This window comes from Virgibacillus sp. Bac332 (genome assembly GCF_003667785.1).
In the GTDB taxonomy this organism is placed as follows: domain Bacteria; phylum Bacillota; class Bacilli; order Bacillales; family Amphibacillaceae; genus Virgibacillus; species Virgibacillus salarius.
Window position 1 is genome coordinate 2,731,838 of the sequence record NZ_CP033046.1, and the last position, 23,652, is coordinate 2,755,489.

General features: G+C 35.7%; 25 protein-coding genes and 1 pseudogene. 18 read left to right on the forward strand and 8 right to left on the reverse strand.

Features of this window, described 5'->3' with window-relative positions; genetic code table 11:
- The first annotated feature begins 10 nt into the window (after positions 1-10).
- The 4 genes and pseudogenes from D9782_RS12950 (at position 11) to D9782_RS12970 (ending at position 4,273) form a co-directional block, all read left to right on the forward strand.
- Complete coding sequence (locus tag D9782_RS12950) at positions 11-277, forward strand: PTS sugar transporter subunit IIB (RefSeq protein ID WP_026681729.1); 267 nt, start codon at positions 11-13, stop codon at positions 275-277.
- Positions 278-313: 36 nt separating this feature from the next.
- Positions 314-1,675, forward strand: coding sequence for a PTS ascorbate transporter subunit IIC (locus D9782_RS12955; protein ID WP_026681730.1), 1,362 nt, complete (start codon positions 314-316; stop codon positions 1,673-1,675).
- A gap of 549 nt (positions 1,676-2,224) precedes the next feature.
- Positions 2,225-2,623: pseudogene (locus D9782_RS12960) on the forward strand (hypothetical protein).
- A gap of 924 nt (positions 2,624-3,547) precedes the next feature.
- Positions 3,548-4,273: a ZIP family metal transporter gene (locus tag D9782_RS12970; RefSeq protein WP_121604954.1), complete on the forward strand. Its 726-nt coding sequence runs from the start codon at positions 3,548-3,550 to the stop codon at positions 4,271-4,273.
- Between the two features lie 483 nt (positions 4,274-4,756).
- Here D9782_RS12970 and D9782_RS12975 read toward each other — a convergent pair whose 3' ends face one another.
- The 3 genes from D9782_RS12975 to D9782_RS23340 are packed head-to-tail and all read right to left on the reverse strand — an operon-like array spanning position 4,757 to position 7,130.
- Positions 4,757-6,157, reverse strand: a complete 1,401-nt coding sequence (locus D9782_RS12975; protein WP_026682251.1) for a nucleoside recognition domain-containing protein — start codon at positions 6,155-6,157, stop codon at positions 4,757-4,759.
- On the reverse strand, positions 6,147-6,878 hold the full coding sequence (locus tag D9782_RS12980; RefSeq protein ID WP_205388452.1) for a FeoB small GTPase domain-containing protein: 732 nt from the start codon (positions 6,876-6,878) through the stop codon (positions 6,147-6,149). The genes D9782_RS12975 and D9782_RS12980 overlap by 11 nt, the downstream gene beginning before the upstream one ends.
- Positions 6,879-7,130, reverse strand: a complete 252-nt coding sequence (locus D9782_RS23340; RefSeq protein WP_318279949.1) for a FeoA family protein — start codon at positions 7,128-7,130, stop codon at positions 6,879-6,881. It abuts the gene before it with no gap.
- A 329-nt stretch (positions 7,131-7,459) separates the two neighbouring features.
- Here D9782_RS23340 and D9782_RS12985 point away from each other — a divergent pair, with 329 nt between their 5' ends.
- Positions 7,460-8,425: a bile acid:sodium symporter family protein gene (locus D9782_RS12985; RefSeq protein WP_121604955.1), complete on the forward strand. Its 966-nt coding sequence runs from the start codon at positions 7,460-7,462 to the stop codon at positions 8,423-8,425.
- A 74-nt stretch (positions 8,426-8,499) separates the two neighbouring features.
- Here D9782_RS12985 and D9782_RS12990 read toward each other — a convergent pair whose 3' ends face one another.
- Positions 8,500-8,919, reverse strand: coding sequence for an Hsp20/alpha crystallin family protein (locus tag D9782_RS12990; RefSeq protein ID WP_051388387.1), 420 nt, complete (start codon positions 8,917-8,919; stop codon positions 8,500-8,502).
- Positions 8,920-9,516: 597 nt separating this feature from the next.
- On the opposite strand from D9782_RS12990, the gene D9782_RS12995 reads away from it, so the two are divergent.
- The 9 genes from D9782_RS12995 (at position 9,517) to D9782_RS13030 (ending at position 16,934) form a co-directional block, all read left to right on the forward strand.
- On the forward strand, positions 9,517-10,677 hold the full coding sequence (locus tag D9782_RS12995) for a hypothetical protein (RefSeq protein ID WP_026682247.1): 1,161 nt from the start codon (positions 9,517-9,519) through the stop codon (positions 10,675-10,677).
- Positions 10,678-10,690: 13 nt separating this feature from the next.
- On the forward strand, positions 10,691-11,956 hold the full coding sequence (locus D9782_RS13000; protein ID WP_121604956.1) for a metal-dependent hydrolase family protein: 1,266 nt from the start codon (positions 10,691-10,693) through the stop codon (positions 11,954-11,956).
- 455 nt (positions 11,957-12,411) lie between these two features.
- Positions 12,412-12,891, forward strand: a complete 480-nt coding sequence (gene ectA, locus D9782_RS13005; RefSeq protein WP_121604957.1) for a diaminobutyrate acetyltransferase — start codon at positions 12,412-12,414, stop codon at positions 12,889-12,891.
- 9 nt (positions 12,892-12,900) lie between these two features.
- Positions 12,901-14,178 (forward strand): diaminobutyrate--2-oxoglutarate transaminase, encoded by a 1,278-nt coding sequence (gene ectB / locus D9782_RS13010; RefSeq protein ID WP_371413951.1) that lies wholly within the window; start codon positions 12,901-12,903, stop codon positions 14,176-14,178.
- 35 nt (positions 14,179-14,213) lie between these two features.
- Positions 14,214-14,600 (forward strand): ectoine synthase, encoded by a 387-nt coding sequence (locus tag D9782_RS13015; RefSeq protein ID WP_026682243.1) that lies wholly within the window; start codon positions 14,214-14,216, stop codon positions 14,598-14,600.
- Positions 14,601-14,958: 358 nt separating this feature from the next.
- A complete protein-coding gene (locus tag D9782_RS23810; protein ID WP_256365747.1) occupies positions 14,959-15,081 on the forward strand; it encodes a hypothetical protein in 123 nt (40 codons plus the stop codon).
- 165 nt (positions 15,082-15,246) lie between these two features.
- Positions 15,247-15,717 (forward strand): GNAT family N-acetyltransferase, encoded by a 471-nt coding sequence (locus D9782_RS13020; RefSeq protein WP_121604958.1) that lies wholly within the window; start codon positions 15,247-15,249, stop codon positions 15,715-15,717.
- Positions 15,718-15,771: 54 nt separating this feature from the next.
- The gene (locus D9782_RS13025) at positions 15,772-16,242 is read left to right on the forward strand and encodes a GNAT family N-acetyltransferase (RefSeq protein WP_121604959.1); all 471 of its coding nucleotides are present in this window, start codon (positions 15,772-15,774) and stop codon (positions 16,240-16,242) included.
- Positions 16,239-16,934 carry an HAD family hydrolase gene (locus tag D9782_RS13030; protein WP_121604960.1) on the forward strand — a complete coding sequence of 232 codons (696 nt, stop codon included), beginning with the start codon at positions 16,239-16,241 and terminating at the stop codon, positions 16,932-16,934. Before D9782_RS13025 ends, D9782_RS13030 begins: the two co-directional genes overlap by 4 nt.
- 41 nt (positions 16,935-16,975) lie before the next feature.
- Here the strand turns inward: D9782_RS13030 and D9782_RS13035 are convergent, their stop codons facing one another.
- From D9782_RS13035 to D9782_RS13045, 3 genes are read right to left on the reverse strand one after another with little or no spacing between them, the layout of a single operon-like run.
- Entirely contained in the window at positions 16,976-17,326 is a 351-nt protein-coding gene (locus D9782_RS13035) for a DMT family transporter (protein ID WP_026682239.1), read from the reverse strand.
- Positions 17,327-17,348: 22 nt separating this feature from the next.
- Complete coding sequence (locus D9782_RS13040; RefSeq protein ID WP_026682238.1) at positions 17,349-17,672, reverse strand: DMT family transporter; 324 nt, start codon at positions 17,670-17,672, stop codon at positions 17,349-17,351.
- 15 nt (positions 17,673-17,687) lie between these two features.
- Entirely contained in the window at positions 17,688-18,227 is a 540-nt protein-coding gene (locus D9782_RS13045; RefSeq protein ID WP_121604961.1) for a TetR/AcrR family transcriptional regulator, read from the reverse strand.
- 498 nt (positions 18,228-18,725) lie between these two features.
- Here D9782_RS13045 and D9782_RS13050 point away from each other — a divergent pair, with 498 nt between their 5' ends.
- A complete protein-coding gene (locus D9782_RS13050) occupies positions 18,726-19,562 on the forward strand; it encodes a metallophosphoesterase (protein WP_121604962.1) in 837 nt (278 codons plus the stop codon).
- 224 nt (positions 19,563-19,786) lie between these two features.
- Here D9782_RS13050 and D9782_RS13055 read toward each other — a convergent pair whose 3' ends face one another.
- On the reverse strand, positions 19,787-20,539 hold the full coding sequence (locus D9782_RS13055) for a DUF899 domain-containing protein (RefSeq protein ID WP_240455737.1): 753 nt from the start codon (positions 20,537-20,539) through the stop codon (positions 19,787-19,789).
- A gap of 208 nt (positions 20,540-20,747) precedes the next feature.
- Between D9782_RS13055 and D9782_RS13060 the strand changes: the two genes are divergently transcribed.
- From D9782_RS13060 to D9782_RS22940, 3 genes are all read left to right on the forward strand, one after another.
- Positions 20,748-21,962 carry a DUF819 family protein gene (locus D9782_RS13060; RefSeq protein WP_121604963.1) on the forward strand — a complete coding sequence of 405 codons (1,215 nt, stop codon included), beginning with the start codon at positions 20,748-20,750 and terminating at the stop codon, positions 21,960-21,962.
- A gap of 247 nt (positions 21,963-22,209) precedes the next feature.
- On the forward strand, positions 22,210-23,421 hold the full coding sequence (locus D9782_RS13065) for a phosphoenolpyruvate hydrolase family protein (RefSeq protein WP_026682233.1): 1,212 nt from the start codon (positions 22,210-22,212) through the stop codon (positions 23,419-23,421).
- A gap of 57 nt (positions 23,422-23,478) precedes the next feature.
- On the forward strand, positions 23,479-23,637 hold the full coding sequence (locus D9782_RS22940; RefSeq protein ID WP_162986395.1) for a hypothetical protein: 159 nt from the start codon (positions 23,479-23,481) through the stop codon (positions 23,635-23,637).
- Positions 23,638-23,652 lie beyond the last annotated feature (15 nt).

Consider the following 23,652-nt stretch of genomic DNA (forward strand, 5'->3'; position numbering starts at 1 on the left):
AGGAAATAACATGAAAAAAATACTAGTTGTTTGTGGAAATGGGTTAGGAAGTAGCATGATTGTTGAAATGAACGTGAAAGCAATCTTGAAGGAGCTTGGTAAAGAGGCTGATGTATCTCATACAGATTTAGCTACAGCAAAATCTGAACAAGCCGATGTGTTCTTAGGGTCAGAAGATATTGTTAATAGTTTAGAGGATGGTAAGAAAAATGTTATTAAGCTTAAAAATCTAATGGATAAAGGAGAACTTCGAGACGCGATTGAGCAAAACATCTAACTTTACTATACATTTAAAGAAGGGGGAGACGTATAAATGATTGATTTAATAATGAATGATGTGCTAGGAACACCAGCAATCCTTGTTGGGTTATTTGCCTTAATCGGATTAATAGCTCAAAGAAAGAATGTTGCCGAAGTGGTTTCTGGAACACTCAAAACAATTATGGGCTTTGTGATTTTAGATGCAGGAGCAAATGTTATTGTATTGGCACTTGGGCAATTTTCTAGTATGTTTAATGAAGCTTTTAGCGTAGACGGTGTTATTCCAAATAATGAAGCAATAGTGGCGGTTGCTCAGCAAAGTTTTGGAACGGAAACGGCAATGATTATGTTGTTCGGTATGGTAGTAAATATTATATTAGCACGACTTACACCATATAAATACATCTTTTTAACTGGACATCATACGATGTTTATGGCATGTATGATTGGTGTAATCCTAACAACAGGTGGACTTACAGGTGTAATCCTAATTGTGGTGGGATCAATTATATTAGGTTCATTGATGGTTCTTTCACCAGCTATGCTGCAGCCATTCACACGTAAAATTACTGGTTCAGATGATTTTGCGATAGGTCATTTTGGATCAATGGGTTACGTTGTATCTGCGTTAGTTGGTAAATTAATTGGGAAAAATTCGAAATCAACAGAAGAATTAAAGGTGCCTAAGTCTCTTGGATTCCTTCGTGATACTTCCGTTTCTGTATCATTAACGATGGTGATTTTGTTCTTTATCGTAGCTGCTTGTGCTGGTCCTACATTTATTGAATCGGAATTAAGTAACGGACAAAACTTTCTAGTATTTGCTTTCTTACAGGGGTTAACATTTGCTGCAGGTGTATATATTATTTTAGCTGGTGTTCGAATGCTTTTAGGAGAAATAGTACCGGCCTTTAAGGGAGTGGCAGATAAATTTGTTCCTAATGCCAAACCGGCTTTAGATTGTCCTGCTATCTTTCCTTTCGCTGGAAACGCTGTTATTATCGGTTTTTTATTTAGTTTTATTGCAGGATTAATGAGTATGCTTCTTCTTCCTTTATTTGATTTGAAAGTAATTGTTCCAGGATTGGTACCACATTTCTTTACTGGGGCAGCCGCTGGGGTGTTTGGAAATGCTACTGGTGGACGTAGAGGTGCTGTTATTGGAGCAATGGCTAACGGGTTTATTATTAGCTTCCTTCCAGCATTATTACTCCCTGTATTAGGAACACTTGGATTTGAGGGTACGACATTCGGTGATGCTGATTTTGGCATAGTTGGGATCATACTAGGGAATTTGATTCAGTTTATTCAATCTAATCTATTATTTATCATCGTTATTTTTGTAGGCTTAGTCGTAATTTACGCCGTCGGCTGGAAGACGGTAAAGAATGTAGAGAAGAAAGACGTGGCATGATTATTTATACTACCTGGTATTTGAATCTTTGGAATGCCAGGTTTTTATTTCTATAGATTAGATCATGCTGATAATGAAGTAATTGGCTTGCTTATTATGTATGAAATAATACTTAGGAATTTAAGTAACCATAGCATAGAAAGTGTTGAGAACTGGGTAATAAATAACGAAATATGTTTTTGGATAACTACGTATTATTGAGTGCTGAGGGTGAAAAGTATGTCGATAGTTCTGAGGAGTTTCTAAACCATAAGAAAATAATAAATTTATTTACGGGGGATATGTAAATAAAAATATGATACGATGATTGTCTTTAGGGGTTATAATTTAACATTAGCATACTATTAACAAAAGGAAAGGATAAGCATACTTTTTAAATTTGAAGCCTTCGCTAATGATATGAATTCAAAAATCTTCGTGCTGCCTTTGTTTTTGAACAGTTCCTTTGTAAAAATTATAATAGCTTTGACTGTTTAGGTCTGATACTATTTCCTAGCACATAGATTAATAAAATCTCACGTTTATAAAAACGAGAGAGAAAGTAGTATCATGGGATTAATTGAGTCTATAATTAAAATATTGTTAGCGAACTTGATTCTAAGTGGTGATAATGCTGTTGTAATAACGTTGGCAAGCAGACGTCTTTCCGATCATTTAAAAAAGGTTGCCGTGATATGGGAGATTTTAAGAGCAATTGTCCGAATGCTCTTTGTTTTTATCGTTCTATATCTCTTAAAATTACCTTTCATTCATTTGATTGGTGGCATTCTTTTACTCATAGTAGCCTATAAGCTACTAGAGGACAAACAGGGGGAGTAAATTATAAGAATAGGAAGTTCCATGTGGGAATCTATTGTACTTATAATTGTTGCTGATTTAATCATGAGCTTAGATAATGTATTGGCAATTGTAGCTATTTCTAATATGGTGATATATTTCTTATCATGATTGGCATCATTGTCAGTAATTCCACTCATTATTATAGCCAGTCAATGTAGGATGGAATTAATGGAGGCGGTTACCAATCATTATGTATGGGAGAGCGGCTCTATTTACATATACAGCAGGAGAATGCTCCAGAGAGAGACTCTTGTGCAAAACATTTTGAAAGCGTTATCTTTATCGGAAGCGTACTTACGCTTAATTATTATTTTAATTGTTCTTAGTATAGGAGAGTACCGAAGAAGTAAGTAAAAAAGAGTTAGTGTTTTAGGAGGTGTCTCCAAAGACAAAACATGAAGGGTGAACTATAAAATTATCCTCCCAGATAAATTAACTGTAGTTGGCTATCATAAAGAATTAAAAAACATCATCCATTAGTAATGAGTCAATGGGCGATAAATGCTTTTGTTCCGAATATGCGCAGATGCACATACTCCGTCCTCAGTGAAGTTACCTAAATCAGGTGAGTGGCCAGTCTTCAATGCAGATGGTGAATTATTTAATTAGCTGGTTTATGAATTTAGCAAATAGTATTTTAGTGGATGCATATCTTTTGAGCAGAAATTAATTATGGACTGAATGGATTAAGAAGGTTGTAGCTTGAAAGGGAGTTGCTTTTCTTGCATACATAGAAAATTAAACATAGTAGATAATCATAGCCGTAAGACAAATAGCAACTTTGGCAAGAAACCTCATTTGGATCCCTCCATACATGTATTATCTATAGCTTTAATTCAAGTATAAAGCAGCATTTTTAAGTATGTATGAAATGATGGTAAACAATGTGTAAAAAATGGATGAAAAATACACGTATTCATGAACATTTATCCCACATATAACTGGCAGTAAAACCCTCACTGATTGAATTTTCACTTTCATTCATAATTTTTTCTGAGCTTGTATAAATATATCCTTAAGGAGAGGTTGTGAATGAAATTAGTAGTCATCGTAGGTGTTCTTGTTTTTATTGGTCTTTTATTTGGAGGTTTCTTAGCATCGATTATGAAAATTATTTTTAACAAACAGACTGCAAATCTCTATCTGTTTGCTTCTGGTATACTTATAGGAATTGTAGTTTTCATGTTAGTTCCTGAGGCTATGGGTCATTATAATCGTTTAGGATTAATAATTGGAATTCTAGGTGGCGTATCCTTTATGTTATTTCTTGAAACCAATGTATTAAAATCTGTTAATAGTGACCAGCTGAGACCACGGATGATTTTAAGTTCGTTTTTTTTAATCATAGGAATTGTATTTCATAATCTGCCAGTTGGACTGATGGTAGGTATGGAATTAGATAGTGCTACCTGGTTGTTAGATGGAACACTATTAGGGCCATTTGTGATTCACCAGATACCTGAAGGAATGGCTTTATTTGTGTCTTTTTTAGCTTGGACAGATACGCTTTCTCCCTTTCTGATTACTGCGTTTTCGTTAGCATTTTTTATGATTTTATTTATAGCAATAGGACATTTTGTAATGGATTTTACATTCAAAACAAAATCTGTTTGCATGGGAATCGCGATAGGCACACTAGGATATGCTAGCATTCATGGTATTCATTATCGCAGGGGCAGTTTTTCAACATCTTATATTCATCTCCTATTAGGGGTACTGTTTATTCTCATTTATACCGTTTTGATTAAAAGTCATTAATGGACATTGGAAAATAAACATACTATTAAATCAATATAGTAGTTTCTACCCGAAAGTTTGGTAATTGTCCCTAGATCATCCAAATTTCTGTTTCTTGTTAATTACTGATAGAAAAGGTTGTTTGCCTATTTAGTAACCGCAGTGTAAGATGGATCTAGCAGAAATGACACACAGTATGTCCCGAGTTGGTAAGTGCATTGATAACGGACCAATGGAATTGTTTTGGAGAACTCAGAAATGTGAGAAGTATTATCTACATAGGTAAGGAACGTTTAAAGAGCTTTCAAAAGCAATTGATGATTATATCGAATGATAGATATCAAGTAAATGAAACGGCCTTAGTCCCTGTTGATAGAGCTAAAGCCGCTTAAATCCATTTTTATTATTAATTATTTCCACTGTTTACTTGACAGGGCGCAGTTCAGATATTGCCCACTAATCTTCGTATGTGTTGAAAGAAACAATCAACAACCAAGGTTAAGCTTATACAAGCCCTAAACCTCTAACGATTTGTGCAATTGTAAACGTTACTGTAATAGCAATTGCGGTTGGCAGCGCAAAAGCAGCAAATGTCCATTTAGGACTTTTAGTTTCTTTCCATATATTTAACATTGTTGTACCACAAGGATAATGTAAAAGGGAAAATAGCATCATGTTTAATGCGGTTAACCAAGTCCATCCATGATCAAGGAAAATTTGCTTTAGATCATTAAGATTATCTACTTCAATCATAGAACCTGTTGAAAGGTATCCCATCAATAAAATTGGTAGGACAATTTCATTTGCAGGAAATCCGAGTATAAAAGCCATTAAAATAAATCCATCTAAACCAATGGCTTGTGCGAATGGATCGAAAAAGCCAGCAACATGCTCAAGTATACTTAAATCACCAATAAATATATTTGCTAAAATCCACGTAATAACTGAAGCTGGTGCCGCAACAATAACAGCCCGTTTTAAAACAAACCAAGATTTATCTAAAGTAGCTCGGACAATCGTGTTCCATATTTTGGGTTTACGGTATGGAGGCAGCTCCAATGTATAGTGGGAGGGGACGCCCCTTAGTAATGTTTTTGAAAGAGCCCATGATACAAATAGTGTCATGATTACACCGAATAATACAATTCCTACAACGACAGCAGCTGATATGAATGTATTCATTCCCCCAGAAAAGCCTGCAGCCATGAATAAACCTGCGAGCAATATTAATAATGGCCAGCGCCCATTACATGGAACAAAATTATTTGTTAAAATGGCCAGCATTCGCTCTCTTGGAGATTCAACAATACGTGAAGACATTACTGCAGCTGCGTTACAGCCAAACCCCATAGCCATCGTTAACGATTGTTTGCCATGTGCACCTGATTTTTTAAAAAAGCGATCTAAATTGAAGGCAACCCTTGGTAAATAACCAAAGTTCTCCAATAGGGCAAACATTGGAAAGAAGATTGCCATTGGTGGGAGCATTACACTAACCACCCATGATGTTCCACGATAAAATCCCTCTATTAGGATACCGTATAGCCAGTCTGGTGCTTGCAACCACTGAAATAATGCCGTTAACCAATCTTCCACAGTGGCAAAGGCTTCCGCAATGACGACACCAGGATAATTTGCACCAGCTATAGTTAAATAAATTACAACACCAAGCATAAGTAGCATAATCGGAAATCCGAAAGCCTTTGACGTGAGAATTTTGTCTAAATTTTCATCTAACCATGAGACTTTTTTATTCGAATATGCTACTGATTTGTTAGTTAGATCCTGAGAAGATGTATATATACGTGAAACAATGTGATCTCGTAAGTCATCTGATTGCATATTTTCTTGTTCATTAAAGAGATTATCTAACTGGTGTAGCTTCTGTTCAACATTATGCTCCATGACAACAATCCCCCTTTACTAATTGTTGCTGAGAATGGACGAAGTTAGGGTCTCGAATATAAGCTTTTAGTGCCTCAAGCAGTTGCTTATCTCCATCCAATAATCGAAGGGATAGCCATCTGGAAGGTAATGAGTCACCAAAAATAGCTTGTATTTTAGGCTGTAATTCATGTATTTTTTGTTCCACCTCGTCTGCGTACTGAACTTGAAACGGATGTGTCTGTATTTTGCCATCAATCATTTGGTCGATCGTTTTAAGTAATTGAATAATACCAATTTTTTCTCGGGCTGATATTAAAATAACCGGAATTCCCAATTGGCGAGATAGCTCTTCCTTATCTATGTGTATTCCTTTTCTTCTTGCTTCATCAATTAAATTGATGCAAAGAATAGCATTGCTGGTCATTTCAAAAACTTGTAATGCTAAATTTAGATTTCGGTCTAATGAAGTTGCATCTACGACAACTAAGGTTATATCTGGCTTTTCAAAAATAATAAAATCTCTTGCGACTTCTTCATCCGCAGAGTTGGAATAAAGGGAATAGGTTCCAGGTAAATCAATAACCTGATAGATATGATTATCCGTTTTAAGTTCTCCTTCCGCACGTACGACTGTTTTACCTGGCCAATTTCCAGTGTGCTGTTTCAATCCAGTTAATAAATTGAACAATGTACTTTTTCCGGTATTCGGGTTACCTGCTAAGGCAATCGTGTGACTCATTTATATCACCTCGCGATTCATTTTTTTTGCATAAATAAGTGAGCTTTCTTCTTTACGCAAAGCGATTGTTGTATGAAACACTTTAAACGCTACAGGGTCACCTAATGGACTTTTTTGTACTACTTCTATAGTCACTCCAGGTACAAAACCTAAATCTAGTAGTCTTCTTCGCATTACATTTTTTAGTTTAATAGATGTAATCTGTAGTTGATCTCCAACTTGATATTGGTAAATTGGCTTACCCTCTATCAATTTTGTCATCTCCTTTTGGTCGTTGTATAAACAGTTGGATTAGGGCAACTTATGAGTACATATAGGTATAAATATGTACGTTAACTTAGAATGTGCCTGTTTTTCTTCATTGAATATATTATGATTATAAACCAAAATTTTTACCGTGTACAACAATGGATCTTGAAAAACATATTTCTGCTTGGCTAATTAGCTTTGGTACTATACTCCTGTTTTTGTCACTTCAGCAATATGTTTAATAGGTCTTAAAAGGGCAAATTAGTACTAGACTTTATTATCAGATTTTTGTTATTATATTGAAATATTATTTAAATAAGGGGGGAGTCCACTTGAAGCTATTAGAAAAAATTAGTACAGTTGCAGGCAACACATTTGCCATCTGGGTTATTCTATTTGGGACTCTAAGTTTTATATTTCCAAGTGGTTTTTCTTGGATAGTTTCATTCATTCCGCTACTTCTAGGAATCATCATGTTTGGTATGGGGTTAACACTTTCCACGGCTGATTTTAAAGGTGTCGTTCAAGCACCAAAAAGTGTCATGCTTACAGTATTAGCACAATATACCATCATGCCTTTATTGGCTTATGGCTTGGCCATCCTTTTTCAACTTCCATCAGAAGTAGCAGTCGGTGTTATTTTAGTTGGTTGCTGCCCAGGTGGCACAGCATCCAATGTTATGACGTTTCTAGCAAAAGGTAACACCGCACTATCTGTTTCCGTAACAGCAGTATCTACAGTGCTTGCCCCAGTTTTAACTCCAACAATGACTTGGCTATTGGCAAGTGAATGGCTGCCGATTTCGGCTGGTAGTATGTTTTTGACCATTGTAAAGATCGTTTTAATACCAATTATTCTAGGCATTGTTATTCGTATGGTATTTCGAAGACGAGTTGAACAAAGCATAAAAGTTTTACCGCTCGTTTCAGTTATTGGCATTGTTGCAGTTGCAGGTGCTGTTGTATCTGTGAATACAGAAAATATTACTTCATCAGCATTTACTGTCTTTTCAGTTGTAATTTTGCATAATGGATTAGGATTACTACTTGGATTTCTGCTAGCAAAAGTTGTAAAACTTGATATCAAAGATCAAAAGGCGGTGGCAATTGAAGTGGGTATGCAAAATTCTGGACTTGGTTCAACATTGGCACTTGCTTATTTTTCACCGATCGCGGCGGTTCCGAGTGCCTTGTTTAGTGTTTGGCATAATATTTCGGGACCTATTCTAGCAACCATTTGGGCAAAGCAAAGTGAAAATATTGATCCACCACAAGATAATGAAGAAAAATTAGCATAAATATGAAAGGAGAATGTCCTTACATTCAAAACACCATCTTAACAAAATGTTATGTTAAAATGGTGTTTTTTCTGTCAGTCATTAATATCAATGAATCGTCTACTTGAATTCTTCTTAGGAATGGTTATTTGTAATATTCCATTGTTTAAGTCAGCCTTTGTTTCTTTTTCCGATATGGTGAATGGAATCGTAATTGTTCGTTCCGCACGTTGGCCGCGGTAGCTTCTTTCCTGCTCATTGGATGAAAATTCTTCCACTGCAATACGTAATTGATTTCCGATAATCTCTAATTGGATTTGGTCACGTTTATATCCAGGTAATTCTGCTTCAACAATTACATTTGACTTTGTTTCATAGGTATGGACGTTTAAAGGGCGTTTTACCAATGAATTGAAATTCTTTGCAGATTCATTAAAGAATGCATCCATTTGTTCCATTAAGCCATGAAAGGGATTCCGTTCAACTCGCTTTAAACGATTATCGTTATTATCCACAAATAATCACCTCTTTGCTTAAATCTACACTAATAACCTATGCTTTAATGGAATAATAGTAGTGGGCGCAAGTGTAATTAGAAGCGCTATTAATAAGATAGGATAAAAATTTTAAAAACAAAGAATGATAACCAACTAGAAATAACGGTTCGTGCAACGAAGCTGCTCCTGAAAGATACTTTGCTTTTCCTCTGCTGGCTTGTTAGCAGCCTTATGCTAATGTACAGAGGGTTTTATGTTTTCCGTCCGAAACCTTTTCTTCCGTAATAGTTTATCTACGCATCTGAAGATAAAGAGTACGTTGTCCGTCTTTTAAGTAGAGCGTTTTTAGATATAAACGCCACATAAATTTCTATATTCCTTGAAAATCAAAAAAATTTTGTCGAAATTCGTCGTATATGAGCGGGAATTGAAATCATGTATCGATAATAAAGGAACCGTTTTCTTTGCTGATAAATCAATAATTGGGCTAGTTAATTCGAAAAAATTAATTAACTTATACTATTAAAACTGTAATAAATTGTCTGAAAAAACAGTATAGACAAAAATTTAAGCTGGTGATATAGTAATAAAAATTCATTTTGAGGAGGGGTTCTCTTGTTAAGTAATCCACTTATTGCTACTGCACTTATTTTTGCGTTAATTGCCCTAGGAGAATGGCTCTCCATTATTTCTAGAGCTCGGATTCCCATGCTCCTAACAGCCATGGTTGGATTCCTAGTTTGTGTCTGGACAGGAATATTTCCTGAAGACATTTTAGAAAAATCACAATTTGCTGCTTTAGGAGCTATTTTAGTAGGACCAGCTATTTTGCATATGGGGACGATGATCCCACTATCTTTGTTAAGAAGCCAAGTAAAAGCTGTATTGATTGCACTTGGTGGAGTTATTGTATCAGGAATTATTATTCTTGTTATTGTTTCGCTCATGTTTGATTATGGCACGGCTGTTGCTGGAGTTGGACCTCTAAGCGGTGGAATTATTGCTCTCCTCATTACTTCTGAAGAACTTGCATCGATTGGAAGATCAAGCTTAGTTGTTATTCCTGCTTTAATCGTAGCTTTTCAAGGTTTGTTCGGGATGCCTCTTGCACTAAATTTTATGCGCAAGTATGCAGTGAAAATACAAAACCAACTGGATAATGGAACCTTTGTGCCTATGGCAAATGAAGTTGCTGCAACCAAAGAGAAAACAAAAGCTAGTCCACTAAGAGAAAGTGCGGTTCTTAAGTTATTTTATATATTTATCGGTGCAGCTATTGGTACTACGTTAGGTGAAGTAACTCCTATTCATGCTACATTATGGTGTTTGGCGATTGGAATTGCAGGACTTAAAATTGGGATTTTTGAAACGAAGACATTAGAAAAAGCAAATTCATTCACCATTACGATGATTGCGATTGTCTTTGTAGTAATTGGTACAATGGCAGATGTAACACCACAAGAAGTACTAGCCAATTTACCAAGCATTCTATTAATTCTAATTTTGGGAACATTTGGTATTGCGCTGGGTGGGTTTATTGTTTCTAAGCTAGTCAAATGGGATCCATTAAAAGGAATGCCAGTAGCATTAACTGCATTGTTTGGCTTTCCAGGTGACTATCTCCTATGTGAAGAAGTTAGTCGAAGTGCTGCACGAAATGAAGAAGAAGAGAAAATTATCTTTAATGAATTACTAGCTCCAATGCTTATTGGCGGATTCACTACTGTTACTGTTGCATCTGTTGTTATTGCTGGGTTTTTGGTTCAAACACTATAAGGAGGAAGATTAAATGAGTAAAATAATTATTGAAAATGGCTCTGTAATTGACGGTACAGGAAAAGAACCATTAAAAAATTCAATTGTGGTTATTGAAGATCAGAAAATCACCTATGTAGGTAAACAAGAAGGGTATGCGAAATCCGGAGAAGAAGCTGTAATAGATGCTCAAGGAGGCACTATTTTACCTGGATTAATTGATTCTCATGTGCATATGATGATGGAATTTTCGCCAATTGCTGATAGGCTTGCAACACCATTCTCATTTATGTATTATCAAGCAGCTAAGTATTTAAAGACTACGTTACATGCAGGTATTACTTCAGTTCGGGACGCATTGGGGACTGATCTAGGAGTGAAAAAGGCCATTGAAGAAGGGCTTATTTCTGGACCAAGATTACAATTAAGTATTAACGCCTTAACAATTACTGGTGGACATGGAGATGGTTATACAGTTTCCGGAAATGTAGTTGATCTTTTACCTTCTAATTATCCTGGAATGCCAAGTGGAAAGTGTGATGGGGTGGAAGAGGTTCGTAAAAAGACAAGAGAAATGCTACGTGCAGGAGCTGAAGTTATTAAAGTTCATGCAACTGGTGGAGTATTGAGTGCCACAGATCACCCAGAATTTACTCAATTCTCATTAAATGAACTTAAAGCGATCGTAGAGGAAGGACGTTTTCGGAAAAACGTAAAAGTTATGGCACATGCACAAGGTGCTGAAGGGATTAAAAATGCTGTTAAAGCAGGAATTCATTCCATTGAGCATGGAATATTTTTAGATGATGAAGCCATTGAAATGATGCTTGAAAATGGTACGTTTTTAGTACCAACCTTGCTTGCGCCAGTTGCCGTTCTGGAAACAGCAAAGGAAACAGGCATGCCTGATACAGCCGTGCAAAAATCGAAAGAGGTAATTGAACAGCATAAAGCAAGTATTGCTAAAGCACATCAAGCTGGTGTGAAAATAGCAATGGGTACGGATGCTGGCGTAATGAAGCATGGGACGAATCTTCGAGAATTAGGGCTTATGGTAGACGTTGGAATGAGCCCTATGGAAGCTATTGTTGCTTCGACGAAAACGGCTGCTGAATGTTTAGGATGGGAAGAAAAAGTAGGAACAATTGAAACAGGAAAGTTAGCAGATGTTATTGTTGTAAAGGGGAATCCATTGGAGGATATTTACTCACTTGCAACGAATGAAACTGTACAAGTTGTTATTAAAAATGGGGAGATAGAGAAAAATATGCTAATAAAAGAAAAGATAGCGTCGAATTAGTATTTAATAGAAGTGCTATTCCCTTAATAAATAGGGTTATGGTACTTCTTTTATTTATTGTTAAAAAACAGAAATAATTGAATGCTTGTAACATACCAATATGGTCGAGGATTCTTAATGATATATCTGCTAAATGGGCTCATTCCTATATTTTCGACGCTTTTTGGCGAATTTGAAGTTTTTTTGGAATTGCAACTAATTGAATTGGTATAACCATCGTATTTTTTAGAATTTTTGGGCGCTATTCTTAAAGGATTGCCCTTTATTTAACTGTCACCGTAACTCAGCAAGTTTAATCAAGCTATATAAGGTTTAAAGGCTTTTGACGCTTCCCCCTAATTATTTATAAGCTTATATAGTAGATTATTTACCAAAGTCTGGGAGGTGGAAGCATCCAAAGAACCATTAGCACGATTACAAAAACACGTGAAATTGATCAGGAACTTGAGTTTCGTATGCCTACAAAAGATGATGGGGCAGCTGTGTGGGAACTAATCCATGAAATTGGTAACCTTGACCTTAACTCTTCTTATAGCTATATCCTATGGTGTGATATGTTCTCAGAATCATCCATTGTTGTGAAAAGTGAAGGGGAAACGGTCGGATTCATTTCTGGGTTTATTCATCCGAATAAACCGAATACATTATTCATCTGGCAGGTTGCTGTTCGAGAAACTCAACGGGGTAAAGGGTTAGGAACGAAAATGTTGATGAAGTTGTTAGAGCGGGAACAATTATCAGAGATTCGATTTATTGAAGCAACGGTATCACCATCCAATTTACCTTCTCAGTATTTATTTTTAGGTTTAGCAAAAAAGCTAGACACAGAATGTGTGGTTGGAAATTATTATTTATCAATTGATTTTCCACGAACAGGACATGAAGATGAGCAACTGTATAAGATTGGCCCTTTTCAAAAGGGAAATAATGAATAAAAGGATGATTTGGTGACTACAGCAGTATTAAATAATGAAAAAATGAAAACCTTTGAAGAATTGGAATCATCGGTTAGAAGCTATAGCAGAGGCTGGCCAACAATTTTTACAAAGGCTAAAGGATATAAACTATGGGATATAGATGGAAAAGAGTATATTGACTTTTTTGCTGGTGCTGGTGCATTAAATTATGGTCATAACAATGATGTTATGCAGCAAAAGCTGATTGAATATATTCAAAATGACGGAATCATTCATAGTTTGGATATGGGCACAACTCCTAGAAAGAACTTTCTAGATCAGTTCAACGACGTTATACTTAAACCTCGTCAACTAGACTATAAAATAATGTTTCCGGGACCAACTGGAACGAATACTGTAGAAAGCGCCTTGAAAATAGCTAGAAAGGTAACGGGGCGCGACACGGTTATTAGTTTTACAAATGCATTTCATGGAATGACAATAGGTTCATTATCCGTGACTGGTAACTCATTTAAACGTCATGGTGCAGGAATACCTCTTCACCATAGTGTTTCTATGCCATTTGACGAATATGTGGAGGATCAGGACTCAATTGCTTACTTAGAGCGGTTCCTTGAGGATAGTGGAAGCGGTGTAGCATTACCGGCAGCAATTATCTTGGAAACTGTACAAGGAGAAGGCGGAATCAATGCGGCTAGCATGGAATGGCTAAAGAAAGTCGAATCTATCTGTAAGCGTTGGGATATTCTGTTGATTATTGATGATGTTCAAGCTGGATGTGGTAGGACTGGTACATTCTTTAGTTTTGAACCTGCAGGAATTAAACCTGATATTATTTGTCTCTCTAAATCAATAGGGGGTATTGGTCTACCTATGGCTATTACATTAATTAAACCAGAATTTGATCAGTGGGGACCAGGTGAGCATAACGGGACATTCCGTGGGAATAATTTAGCGTTTATTGCAGCTACGGAAGCTTTAACAAATTGGGAAACAGCTGCCTTTAGCAACTCTATTCAGCAAAAGGCTAACCTTATTCGTGAACGTATAGAATCTATTATTAATAAATTCTCCACGTTACAAGGTGAGGCACGAGGTCGTGGGTTTATGCAAGGTATTGTGATACAAGAAGCAGATCTTGCCAATAAGATTTGTGCGGAGGCATTTAATCGCGGATTAATTGTTGAGACATCTGGACCAAATGATGAGGTTGTAAAATTCCTTCCTCCTTTAATAATTGAAGAAGAGGGGATAAATAATGGTTTTGATATTCTTGAAGAAGCAATTAAACAAGTATTGAAGTAAACATTTTATATAAGATAGAAAAGAGGAGATTATTCATGATCGTAAAATCACTTGAAGATATTATTGGAACAGAAGATGAAACATCTGGGGAAAATTGGTCAAGCCGTCGATTTATTTATAAAAAAGATGGTGTAGGTTTTAGCATGAATGATACCATTATTAAAGCGGGTACCAACAACTTCTTCTGGTACAAAAACCATATTGAACTTGTCTATTGTATCGAAGGAGAAGGTGAGATTGAAAAATTAGAAACTGGTGAAGTATATCAATTAAAACCAGGAACTATGTACCTTTTAGATGAACATGATAAGCATGAACTTCGTGCCCGTACACAAATGCGTATGGTATGTGTATTTAACCCACCATTAGTTGGTAGCGAGACGCATACAAAAGAAGGATATTATCCTCTATTAACAGAATAACTAAATGAAATAAATGTACTTCACCCCAAAAGTGAGAGTGAAATCTTTCTTTTGGGGTGTTTCTTTATGGCTAAATATAGTGATCCATTTAAGTTAATAGTAGTAAGAGTATATCAAAGGGTTATTTAGGATATGACATGTTGGCTAAGAAGCATGGATTGACAAGCAGTTCCCACGTAAACGGTGGGTTGAAGAATTGTATAAGAAATTTGGGAGGGAAGGATTAATAAGGCAACGGGAATAGCAAGTTTATTTTGTTCCATTTACACTGGATGTATGAAGCTTTATGAAGAGAACAGATTCTTCATAAACGAAAACAGTCATTTAATTTGGGGTTACAACCTCCAATAATTAGTTCATGGAAAAAATTGTTAGTGAAGGTGATAATGAGTCCTTGGGAAACCCGAAAGGACGACCACCTATGTCTGATAAGGCTAAGAAAAAAGGAAATAAACAAACAGTTGAAAAAGAAATGACATAGGAACAAAAATTGGAACCACAGAACAAACTTCTTCGCCTAGAGGTAGAACTTACAATCCATTAATTTAAACGAAGTAAAAAAGCTTCAGAACGTATGATATAATTAAAATTCAGAATAATATGAAGTGGGATGTGGAATTAGTTATAAAAGAAGGGGGTTGATTTAATGAATATTCGGTCTATCGAAGGATCTGATTACTATCGTATTTCACCTATCATAAATGAATGGTGGGGTGGGAGACAGATGGCAGATATGGTACCAAAATTGTTCTTTGAGCACTTTAATAATAGTAGCTTTATAGCTGAAGAAAACGGAAAAATCATTGGTTTCTTAATAGGCTTCGTATCTCAATCCCAGACAAACACGGCTTATATTCATTTTATTGGTGTACACCCAAATCACCGAAATATGCAAATCGGAAAACGATTATATCACACGTTTTTTCAGGTTATGAAACGGTTTAACGTTGAAGTAATACGCTGTGTAACTTCGCCAAAGAATAGAAACTCAATAGCATTTCATACCCATATGGGTTTTGATATTGTTGAGGGAGATAACGTTGTAGATGGTATCTCTATTCACACGCAATATGATGGGATAAACCATGATCGAGTTTTGTTTAGGAAGCAAATATAATTTAACTTCAAGTTTAATTATAGAAAAAGATACAACACGATTGGAGAATCCGATATGCATTACTCTTTTAAACCAATGACGCAGGAACAGGCTGAAATTATTGCTTACGAGTGGTATTACGATGGAGAGTATCGCTTCTATAATATGGAAGAAGATCAAGAAGATTTACAAGAATTCCTTAATCCTGAACGACGTCAAGGTTCTCATTTTATTGTACATGATGAAAAGAATGAATTAGTAGGTTTTTTTACCTATCATTGTGGGGATCATAAAGTAGAAATTGGGCTTGGGATGAAGCCAGAATTAACGGGGCTCGGTTTAGGGCTAAGTTTTTTGCAAGCGGGTATTCAGTTTGCAGAGAAAAAGTATATTTGTCAGCGTTTAACGTTATCGGTGGCTAGTTTTAACCAGCGAGCTATAAAAGTGTATAAAAAAGCCGGATTTCAGACTGTGGAATCCTTTACGCAGCATACGAATGGATCTAATTATGAATTTATCAAAATGATGAGGAGTAAGGGAAAATGATAGAAGCTGTTATTTTTGATTTGGATGGAACGTTACTTCATAGAGAAGCTTCTATAAAACGGTTTGCCACGAATCAATATGAACGCTTCTATCCTTATTTCAGTCATATACCTAAAAAATGCTATGTCAATCGATTTATAACATTGGATAAAAGGGGATATGTGTGGAAAGACAAAGTATATCAACAAATGGTTAAGGAATTTAATGTGACTGGCATAACCCCTAAACAGTTATTAACTGATTATTTGGTTCAGTTCAAAACTAACTGCATCCTTTTTCCTAAAGTTTTAAAATTGCTGGAAGCACTGCAAGAACGATCATTAAAACTTGGCATAATTACAAATGGACAAGGACCGTTCCAAATGGATGTCATTCGTAAAACAGGGATCTTTCCGTTTATGGATGAGGTTTTGGTATCTGAATACGAGGGAATAAAAAAGCCAGACTTAGAGATTTTTAGAAGCGCTTTAGATCGGTTACAAGTTGCCGCAGCAAGAAGTATATTTGTAGGTGATCATCCCCAAAATGATGTCCATCCTGCTAAAAAGTCGGGGATGATAAGTATTTGGAAAAGAGATGCATATTGGGGAAGTGCTAATGCGGATTTTATCATTGATGATATGATGGAATTACTTGATATAATCGAAGACGAATCATTTCATATCGGGATGTGTAAAGAGCTTTCGTGCTAATTGTATATCGTTTATGATGTGGATATCCATCTATCTAATCATTAGCTTGATGGATGCAAAACTTTATCCTCTTGATTATTTGGCATATTGAGTAAGACAACTCCTCCAATAATGAAAATCAATCCAACCACGGTCAAGAAGCTAAATGGTTCATTCCAAATTAGTATTCCTATTAATGCAGTCAATGCCGTTCCAATTCCAGCCCAAATAGCATATGCCAAGCTTAGGGCTACTGTTTTTAAACAAATAGAGAGGAAATAAAATGCTGAAGCAAAGGAAACTACGACACCAAAAGATGGTAAAGGATTAGAAAAACCATCGGATATTTTAAGCATTGTTGTACCACATACTTCACTTATAATTGAGATGGCTAACATGACATATCCTTTCATAAGAAAAACCTCCAATCTACTATTATACTCCGCTCGATAATTTTAGAGAAATAACGCCACCAATAATAAAAACTAAGCCGATTATTTTTTTAAAATTAAATTTTTCTTTATAAACAAGAACACCAATGAGTGCAGTCAATGCAGTCCCTGCACCAGACCATACTGCATATGCAGTACTAAGTGGTATAGCAGTAAGCGTGAGCGATAGTCCATAAAACGCTATCCCCATTCCAAATATAACTCCTAAGGAAGGGAGGAGCCTTTTGAATCCGTTGGACTGCTTCAACATAGAATTTCCAAACACTTCACCTAAAACAGCAATGATTAAAATTACAAATGGATTGATCATTAGGGGCACCTCCTATGTTGTCATTTGAATTAATTTTTCAATGACCTTCTCACGTAAATTCTCATCTAATGGAGCCATGTCAAGCATTTCCGAATAATAAATACCATCAATGGCAAGTCGGATAATACTAGCAGTAACGGGATCTAGATTGTCTTGCTCAACTTTATTTTGCATATAACGATATCCCTTGCTAAGTCCTTCTGAAATATCAGGATTTAGCATGGATGCTGCCATGATTCCAATATTTAGTTTCGCGTTATTATCCAAGTCCCATTTAGATGTTTCAATTAAGGCTCGTGTCCACTTTCCTTTTTCATTAGGATCGTTTTCTGCATGTTTATTAAATGAGTTGGTAAATTGCTCAAATATATGATCAGATAAACCTTTTAATAAAGCATCTTTATTTGGGAAATGATATAGTAAACCGCCTTTGCTAATTCCAGCATGATTAGCAACAGCGTCCAAGGTTAACGAATTAAAATCATTCTCAAGAATAAACGCTGTACCAGATGTTAATATATGTTCTCGTTTCTTCTCAGCTTTCGTATTCATTACCATTCCTCCAATCAACCAACATAAAAAAGACCAACCGGACGGCTTTTTTAAAATTGTAACAACTAGGTGGTTTTTTGTCAAATGAGTATACAAGAGCAGCGAATATCACTGTTTCATGTAAGGAGAATTGTAGAAGGAGAACTGTAAAATAGAGAAGGGTTATGAAGTAGGTAAATCATTGTTTTTTTGTAGTCTAGGGAAATTATAAAATTTGCCAATGTTAATAAATATCGTTTGAGCCGCGTCCAGCTCCAGCGCCCAGAAGCTAGATGACTTTACGAATTGCCCTACGATAAGTCATCATCGGCTCGCAAGCTCACCGTGATTCCTTTATCTCTGTAGACTTGCTCCAGTCGCTACGTTTCTAATCGGGCGCTTGCGCTTTTGTGCAACGGTGAAAATTACAACCTACTAGGAATGCTATGTTATATCCATATATTACAAGTGAACAAATGATGATCACCCTTTATAATAGAGTACAGGGGTGATTTCTACATGTATATAAGTATTGGAATTATAGCATTATTGAGTTATTTTATATATATAGGCTATAGAAATACGCATTCTGTGGTTGTTAATCAAATTGATATAGAAAAAGATATAGAAACAAATAAAGGGAAAATACTAAAAATATTGCATATCTCAGACTTGCATATTGAAAATATATCGATAACTCCACAAAATATAATGCAACAATTAGATTCTCAATCGCTAGATTTAATTGCGTTAACAGGAGATTTCTTAGATCGTAAGAAAAGTATTCCCAAGCTTATACCTTATTTAGAGGAATTGAGTAAATTAAATCCTAAGTATGGTGCTTATGCGGTTTTTGGTAATCATGATTATGTGTTAAAGGATAGAGACTTTCAGCAATTAAAAGATATACTGAATCAGTATGGATTCAAAACGCTTCAGAATGAAAATGCGGTAATTACAGTAGATGGTGAGGCTGTTAATGTTATTGGCATTGATAATTTTAGTACAAATCATAGTAATCTAGTTAAATCGTTTGCAGGTTTGCAACAAGGAAGTAATCTTGTGTTAACACATGATCCAAATGTAGTTTTAGAAATGGACAAGTATCATTTTGATTATCTGCTTTCAGGTCATTTTCATGGCGGGCAAATTCATTGGCCAAAACCTTACCACCTTCGGAAAATGGGGAAACTGGTCAAGTTGAATATGGTTAAAGGACTTCATAAATTAGAAGGTCGTCCCTTTTATATTAGTGAAGGGCTTGGTCAAACAGGAATTAATATTCGAGTTGGAAGTCGTCCGGAAATCACCATTCATCATTTGCGCATAGGTAATCGGATCAAAGAAGTCATTTAGCCAGTGTTGGAAGTACAGCGTTGCGAAAATACTTCGTTGTCTCGCTATATAGGGGTTATTAAAACCAAACAACTAATTTAGAATTAGCCAAAGCACAACTAACATTCAAAAAGTTGGTACCGATCCCCAGAAGTTAGATTTTTTACTCTAACTTCTGAGGGTCGGTATCTTATTGTTCTGCTTTATTTTACTGAAAATTATTGATCTCAATCTCTTGATCTATGTCAAGACAAGGAGTCTGTGTATTTGTCATGATGTTTCCACCATTCATATCTTGGGGTTTTCCTGACCCAAGTAGGTGAGTTTTCCCAATCCTCTTGCCTGCCCATCGGGGTGATATCAAGATAGCTCCAATTACTACCTAAGTATTCAACACCACGTGCTCCTGTTGAATACGTATGATAAACCTTGTTGTTATCTTGTAAGAATACGCTGTATGCGTGCGTTTCTTCTCCTTGCTTCGTAGTTGCTCCAAAGTCATAATTGAAGTCACTGTTAAAGGAAGAGTACCATGGCAAGGTCCATTCCATTCGCTTTTTAAAGGGATGTATTTTTTCCATAGGAGCTCTAGAAATTAAGACCAACGTCGTGTCACGTGCACGTAAATGAGCTTGGTGTCCAATGTTATCTACCATCATAGAACAGCCATCGCAGCCTTCAACCCAACTGGGGTCAAACATGAAGTGATAAACAATAAGCTGTTTTTTTCCGGCGAATAAATCAAGAAGGCTATATTGCTCCTTTAATCCGTTAAATGTATAGTTTTTTGTTATTTCTACCATAGGTAAGTGACGACGTTCTGCATTTAATTTATCGCGCTCTCGAGTATGTTCCTTTTCCTTCTTTAAAAAGGCCTGATGTGCTTTATTCCAATCTTCTTTTGTTACAATCATCGCTTGATTTACATGAGTTTTGCGAAGCTGTTCATTATCAGCTGTATTATTTTTGCTACAGCAATGCTTCATTGATTCTGACATAAATAATCATTCCTTTCTCAAGTATATTCTTTCGGTAAGCAAAGAATAGCATATAGAAGAAGGAAGGGTTTCTCTTTTATTGCTATATGATCTACATAAAAGGAGTTATTTCCTCTTGATAATAATTAGAAAATTCTATATTATAATTAGTATTTTTATGATAGACGAACTAGGGGTATTAACTATCAACAATTAAAGGGGGGTTGGCATGATTACATCAATTATAAGTTCAGAAGATACATGGTTGTTATGGGCCTTTATGGCAGGTTGGGCTGCTGTAAGCATATGCTTAGAACAAAAATATAAGTGGGCCTCCAAGGTGACGGGTGCTATTATCGCTCTTGTTGGTGCGATGGTTCTCGTAAATATAAATGTGATTCCAAGTCAAGCACCTGCTTACGATGCTGTTTGGTCATATGTTGTCCCACTTGCTATTCCGCTGTTATTATTCCAGGCAAATCTTAAGAAAATATGGAATGAAAGCGGCAGAATGTTATTGCTGTTTCTTATTAGTTCAATAGGTACTGTAATCGGGGGCTTTGTTGCTTATATGTCTATGCATCAATGGATTCCAAATGCTACAAAGATTACAGGATTAGAAACAGGTTCCTATACAGGTGGAGGCGTGAACTTTGCTGCTTTGTCAGCTAAGCTTGAGGTACCAGGCGAATTGGCTTCTTCTGCTATAGTGGCTGATAATATTCTTATGGCGCTTTACTTTTTTACTCTAATTATGCTGCCAGCAATAACATTCATTCGTAACAGGTTCCATACACCTTACCTCGATGAATTGGAACAAAACAATAATGATTCTCAAGAGAATGGAGTTCGTACCTATTGGAAACGAAAAGAAGTTTCATTAAAAGATATTGCTTTTGCTATTGGTATAGCATTTGCACTAGTAGCAATCTCGTTTAAACTTGCTGAAGTTATTGACCAATGGATTCCATCAGGAGAAGGTGTTGGTTTCTTTTACAATGTATTAAATGGTTTATTCGGCGATGGTTATTTAATGCTAACGAGTATTACCGTTTTTGTCGTCACTGTCTTCCATCGTTTCTTTGAAAATATTCATGGTGCTCAAGAAATAGGTACGTATTTAATTTATATTTTCTTTGTAGTAATTGGAGTCCCGGCATCACTTCCACTACTTATTAGTAACGCACCTTTATTATTGTTGTTTTTAGCTATTATGGTTCTATTCAACATGCTAGTAACATTTACAGTTGGCAAGCTGTTTAAATTCAGTCTTGAAGAAATGATAGTTGCTAGTAATGCTAATATTGGTGGCCCTACAACCGCTGCTGCTTTTGCAATTGCTAAAGGTTGGACGAAATTAATTGTTCCGATTATGTTAGTTGGTACATTAGGTTATGTGATTGGGAATTATTTAGGAAGTATGGTTTATTATCTTCTTCCATAAAAGTGAACTAGTATATAAAAGAGTGCCCTATGTTATCAATATTGTATGGAAAACCTTTTATATTGTAAATGAAAGGGCACATGTTTGCTAAGTAGCATAGTCAAGGCTAGATTATTAGGTAGTTTCGTTTTCCTACATATTTTATTTTCATTATAGTAATCTGTCTCTATATGCTATGATGGATTAAATAAGAACAATACGCGGAGTGGCACCACTGCACGTAAATAATGTTTCATGGAGAATAAAAATGGAATCGGTTAAAGAAAAGATTTTAGATAATTTATATAAACAACTAAAAACTAAAAATCATATCATTGGTGTAGCTACTGGATCTGGTTTAACAGCAAAATATGCGGAACAAGGTGGTGCAGATTTTATACTGGCGTTAAGTTCGGGTCGATTTCGTCAAATGGGTGTTAGCTCACTTGCTGGGTTTATGCCATATGCAAATAGTAATAGCGTCGTTATGGATTTTGCTCTAAAGGAATTATTGCCTGTAATTAAAAAAATACCCACCATTTTTGGTTTGTTTGCAACTGATCCAACGATTAATTTAGAGGCTTACATAAAAAAGATTCAGGATCATGGTTTTGCTGGAATAAATAACTATCCAACACTAGGATTAATTGATGGTGATTTTCGCGAAGCACTCGAGGAGCAAGGAATATCGTATCAAAGGGAAGTTGAGGCAATTCGTATTGCAAGTCAACGTGGCCTGTTTACTGTTGCCTTTGTCTTTAATGAAAGCCAAGCAAAAGCCATGCTACAAGCTGGCGCAGATATCATATGTGTCCACCTTGGTTTAACAACAGGTGGGATACTAGGCGCAAAACAAATACAATCCTTGCAATCAGCCAAACGAATAGCAATAGCCATATTTAGTGTATGTAATCAATTTAATCGGCCTGTCATTAAGATGGTTTACGGGGGGCCAGTTAACAAGCCAATTGATGTACAGTTTATGTATGATGGAACGGATATAAATGGTTATATCGGTGGTTCTGTCTTTGAAAGGATACCAGCAGAGCAACTTATTATGAAAATAACCAAGTCATTTAAGCAAACGTATGATGTGAAGTATGAAGAATTTATGCAAAAAATTATAAACGGCTTTAGTAGTAAACAAGATTATATTGCGTTTATTAAAGATTATATAAGTACACATTATATGGAGCAAATTACCTTGAATGATCTTGCGAGTATCTTAAACCTATCTAGGACTTATTTAAGCACATTGTTTAAAGGAGAGATGGGGATTTCATTCGTTAACTATTTAATTAACTTTCGATTAAATAGGGCCATTGAAATTATGTACGAAAAAGATCTTCCTTTTTCGACAATTTCAGAAATGGTTGGTTATCCAAACTATACGCAATTTAGTAAGATATTTAAAAAAAGATATGGATTATCACCCAAGCAATATAAAAAACAAACATTAGGACAAAATAAACGAACATAAATACATTAATTTTCCGCGAAGAAAGCGATATCATTGGGATAGAGGGATAAATTGAAATTGCAAAAAGATAGAGATTACCCCGCACTGAAGCAATGGGTCATTGCTAATGTCATCACATCCTTGAAAAGATATCGCTTTTTTCGTGCGAAGTTTTCTGGAGCAATTTTAACTTTTCCTCCAGCTACCTTTAAAGCAGGACAGGACATTGTAGACTAAATAACAGATTTAACC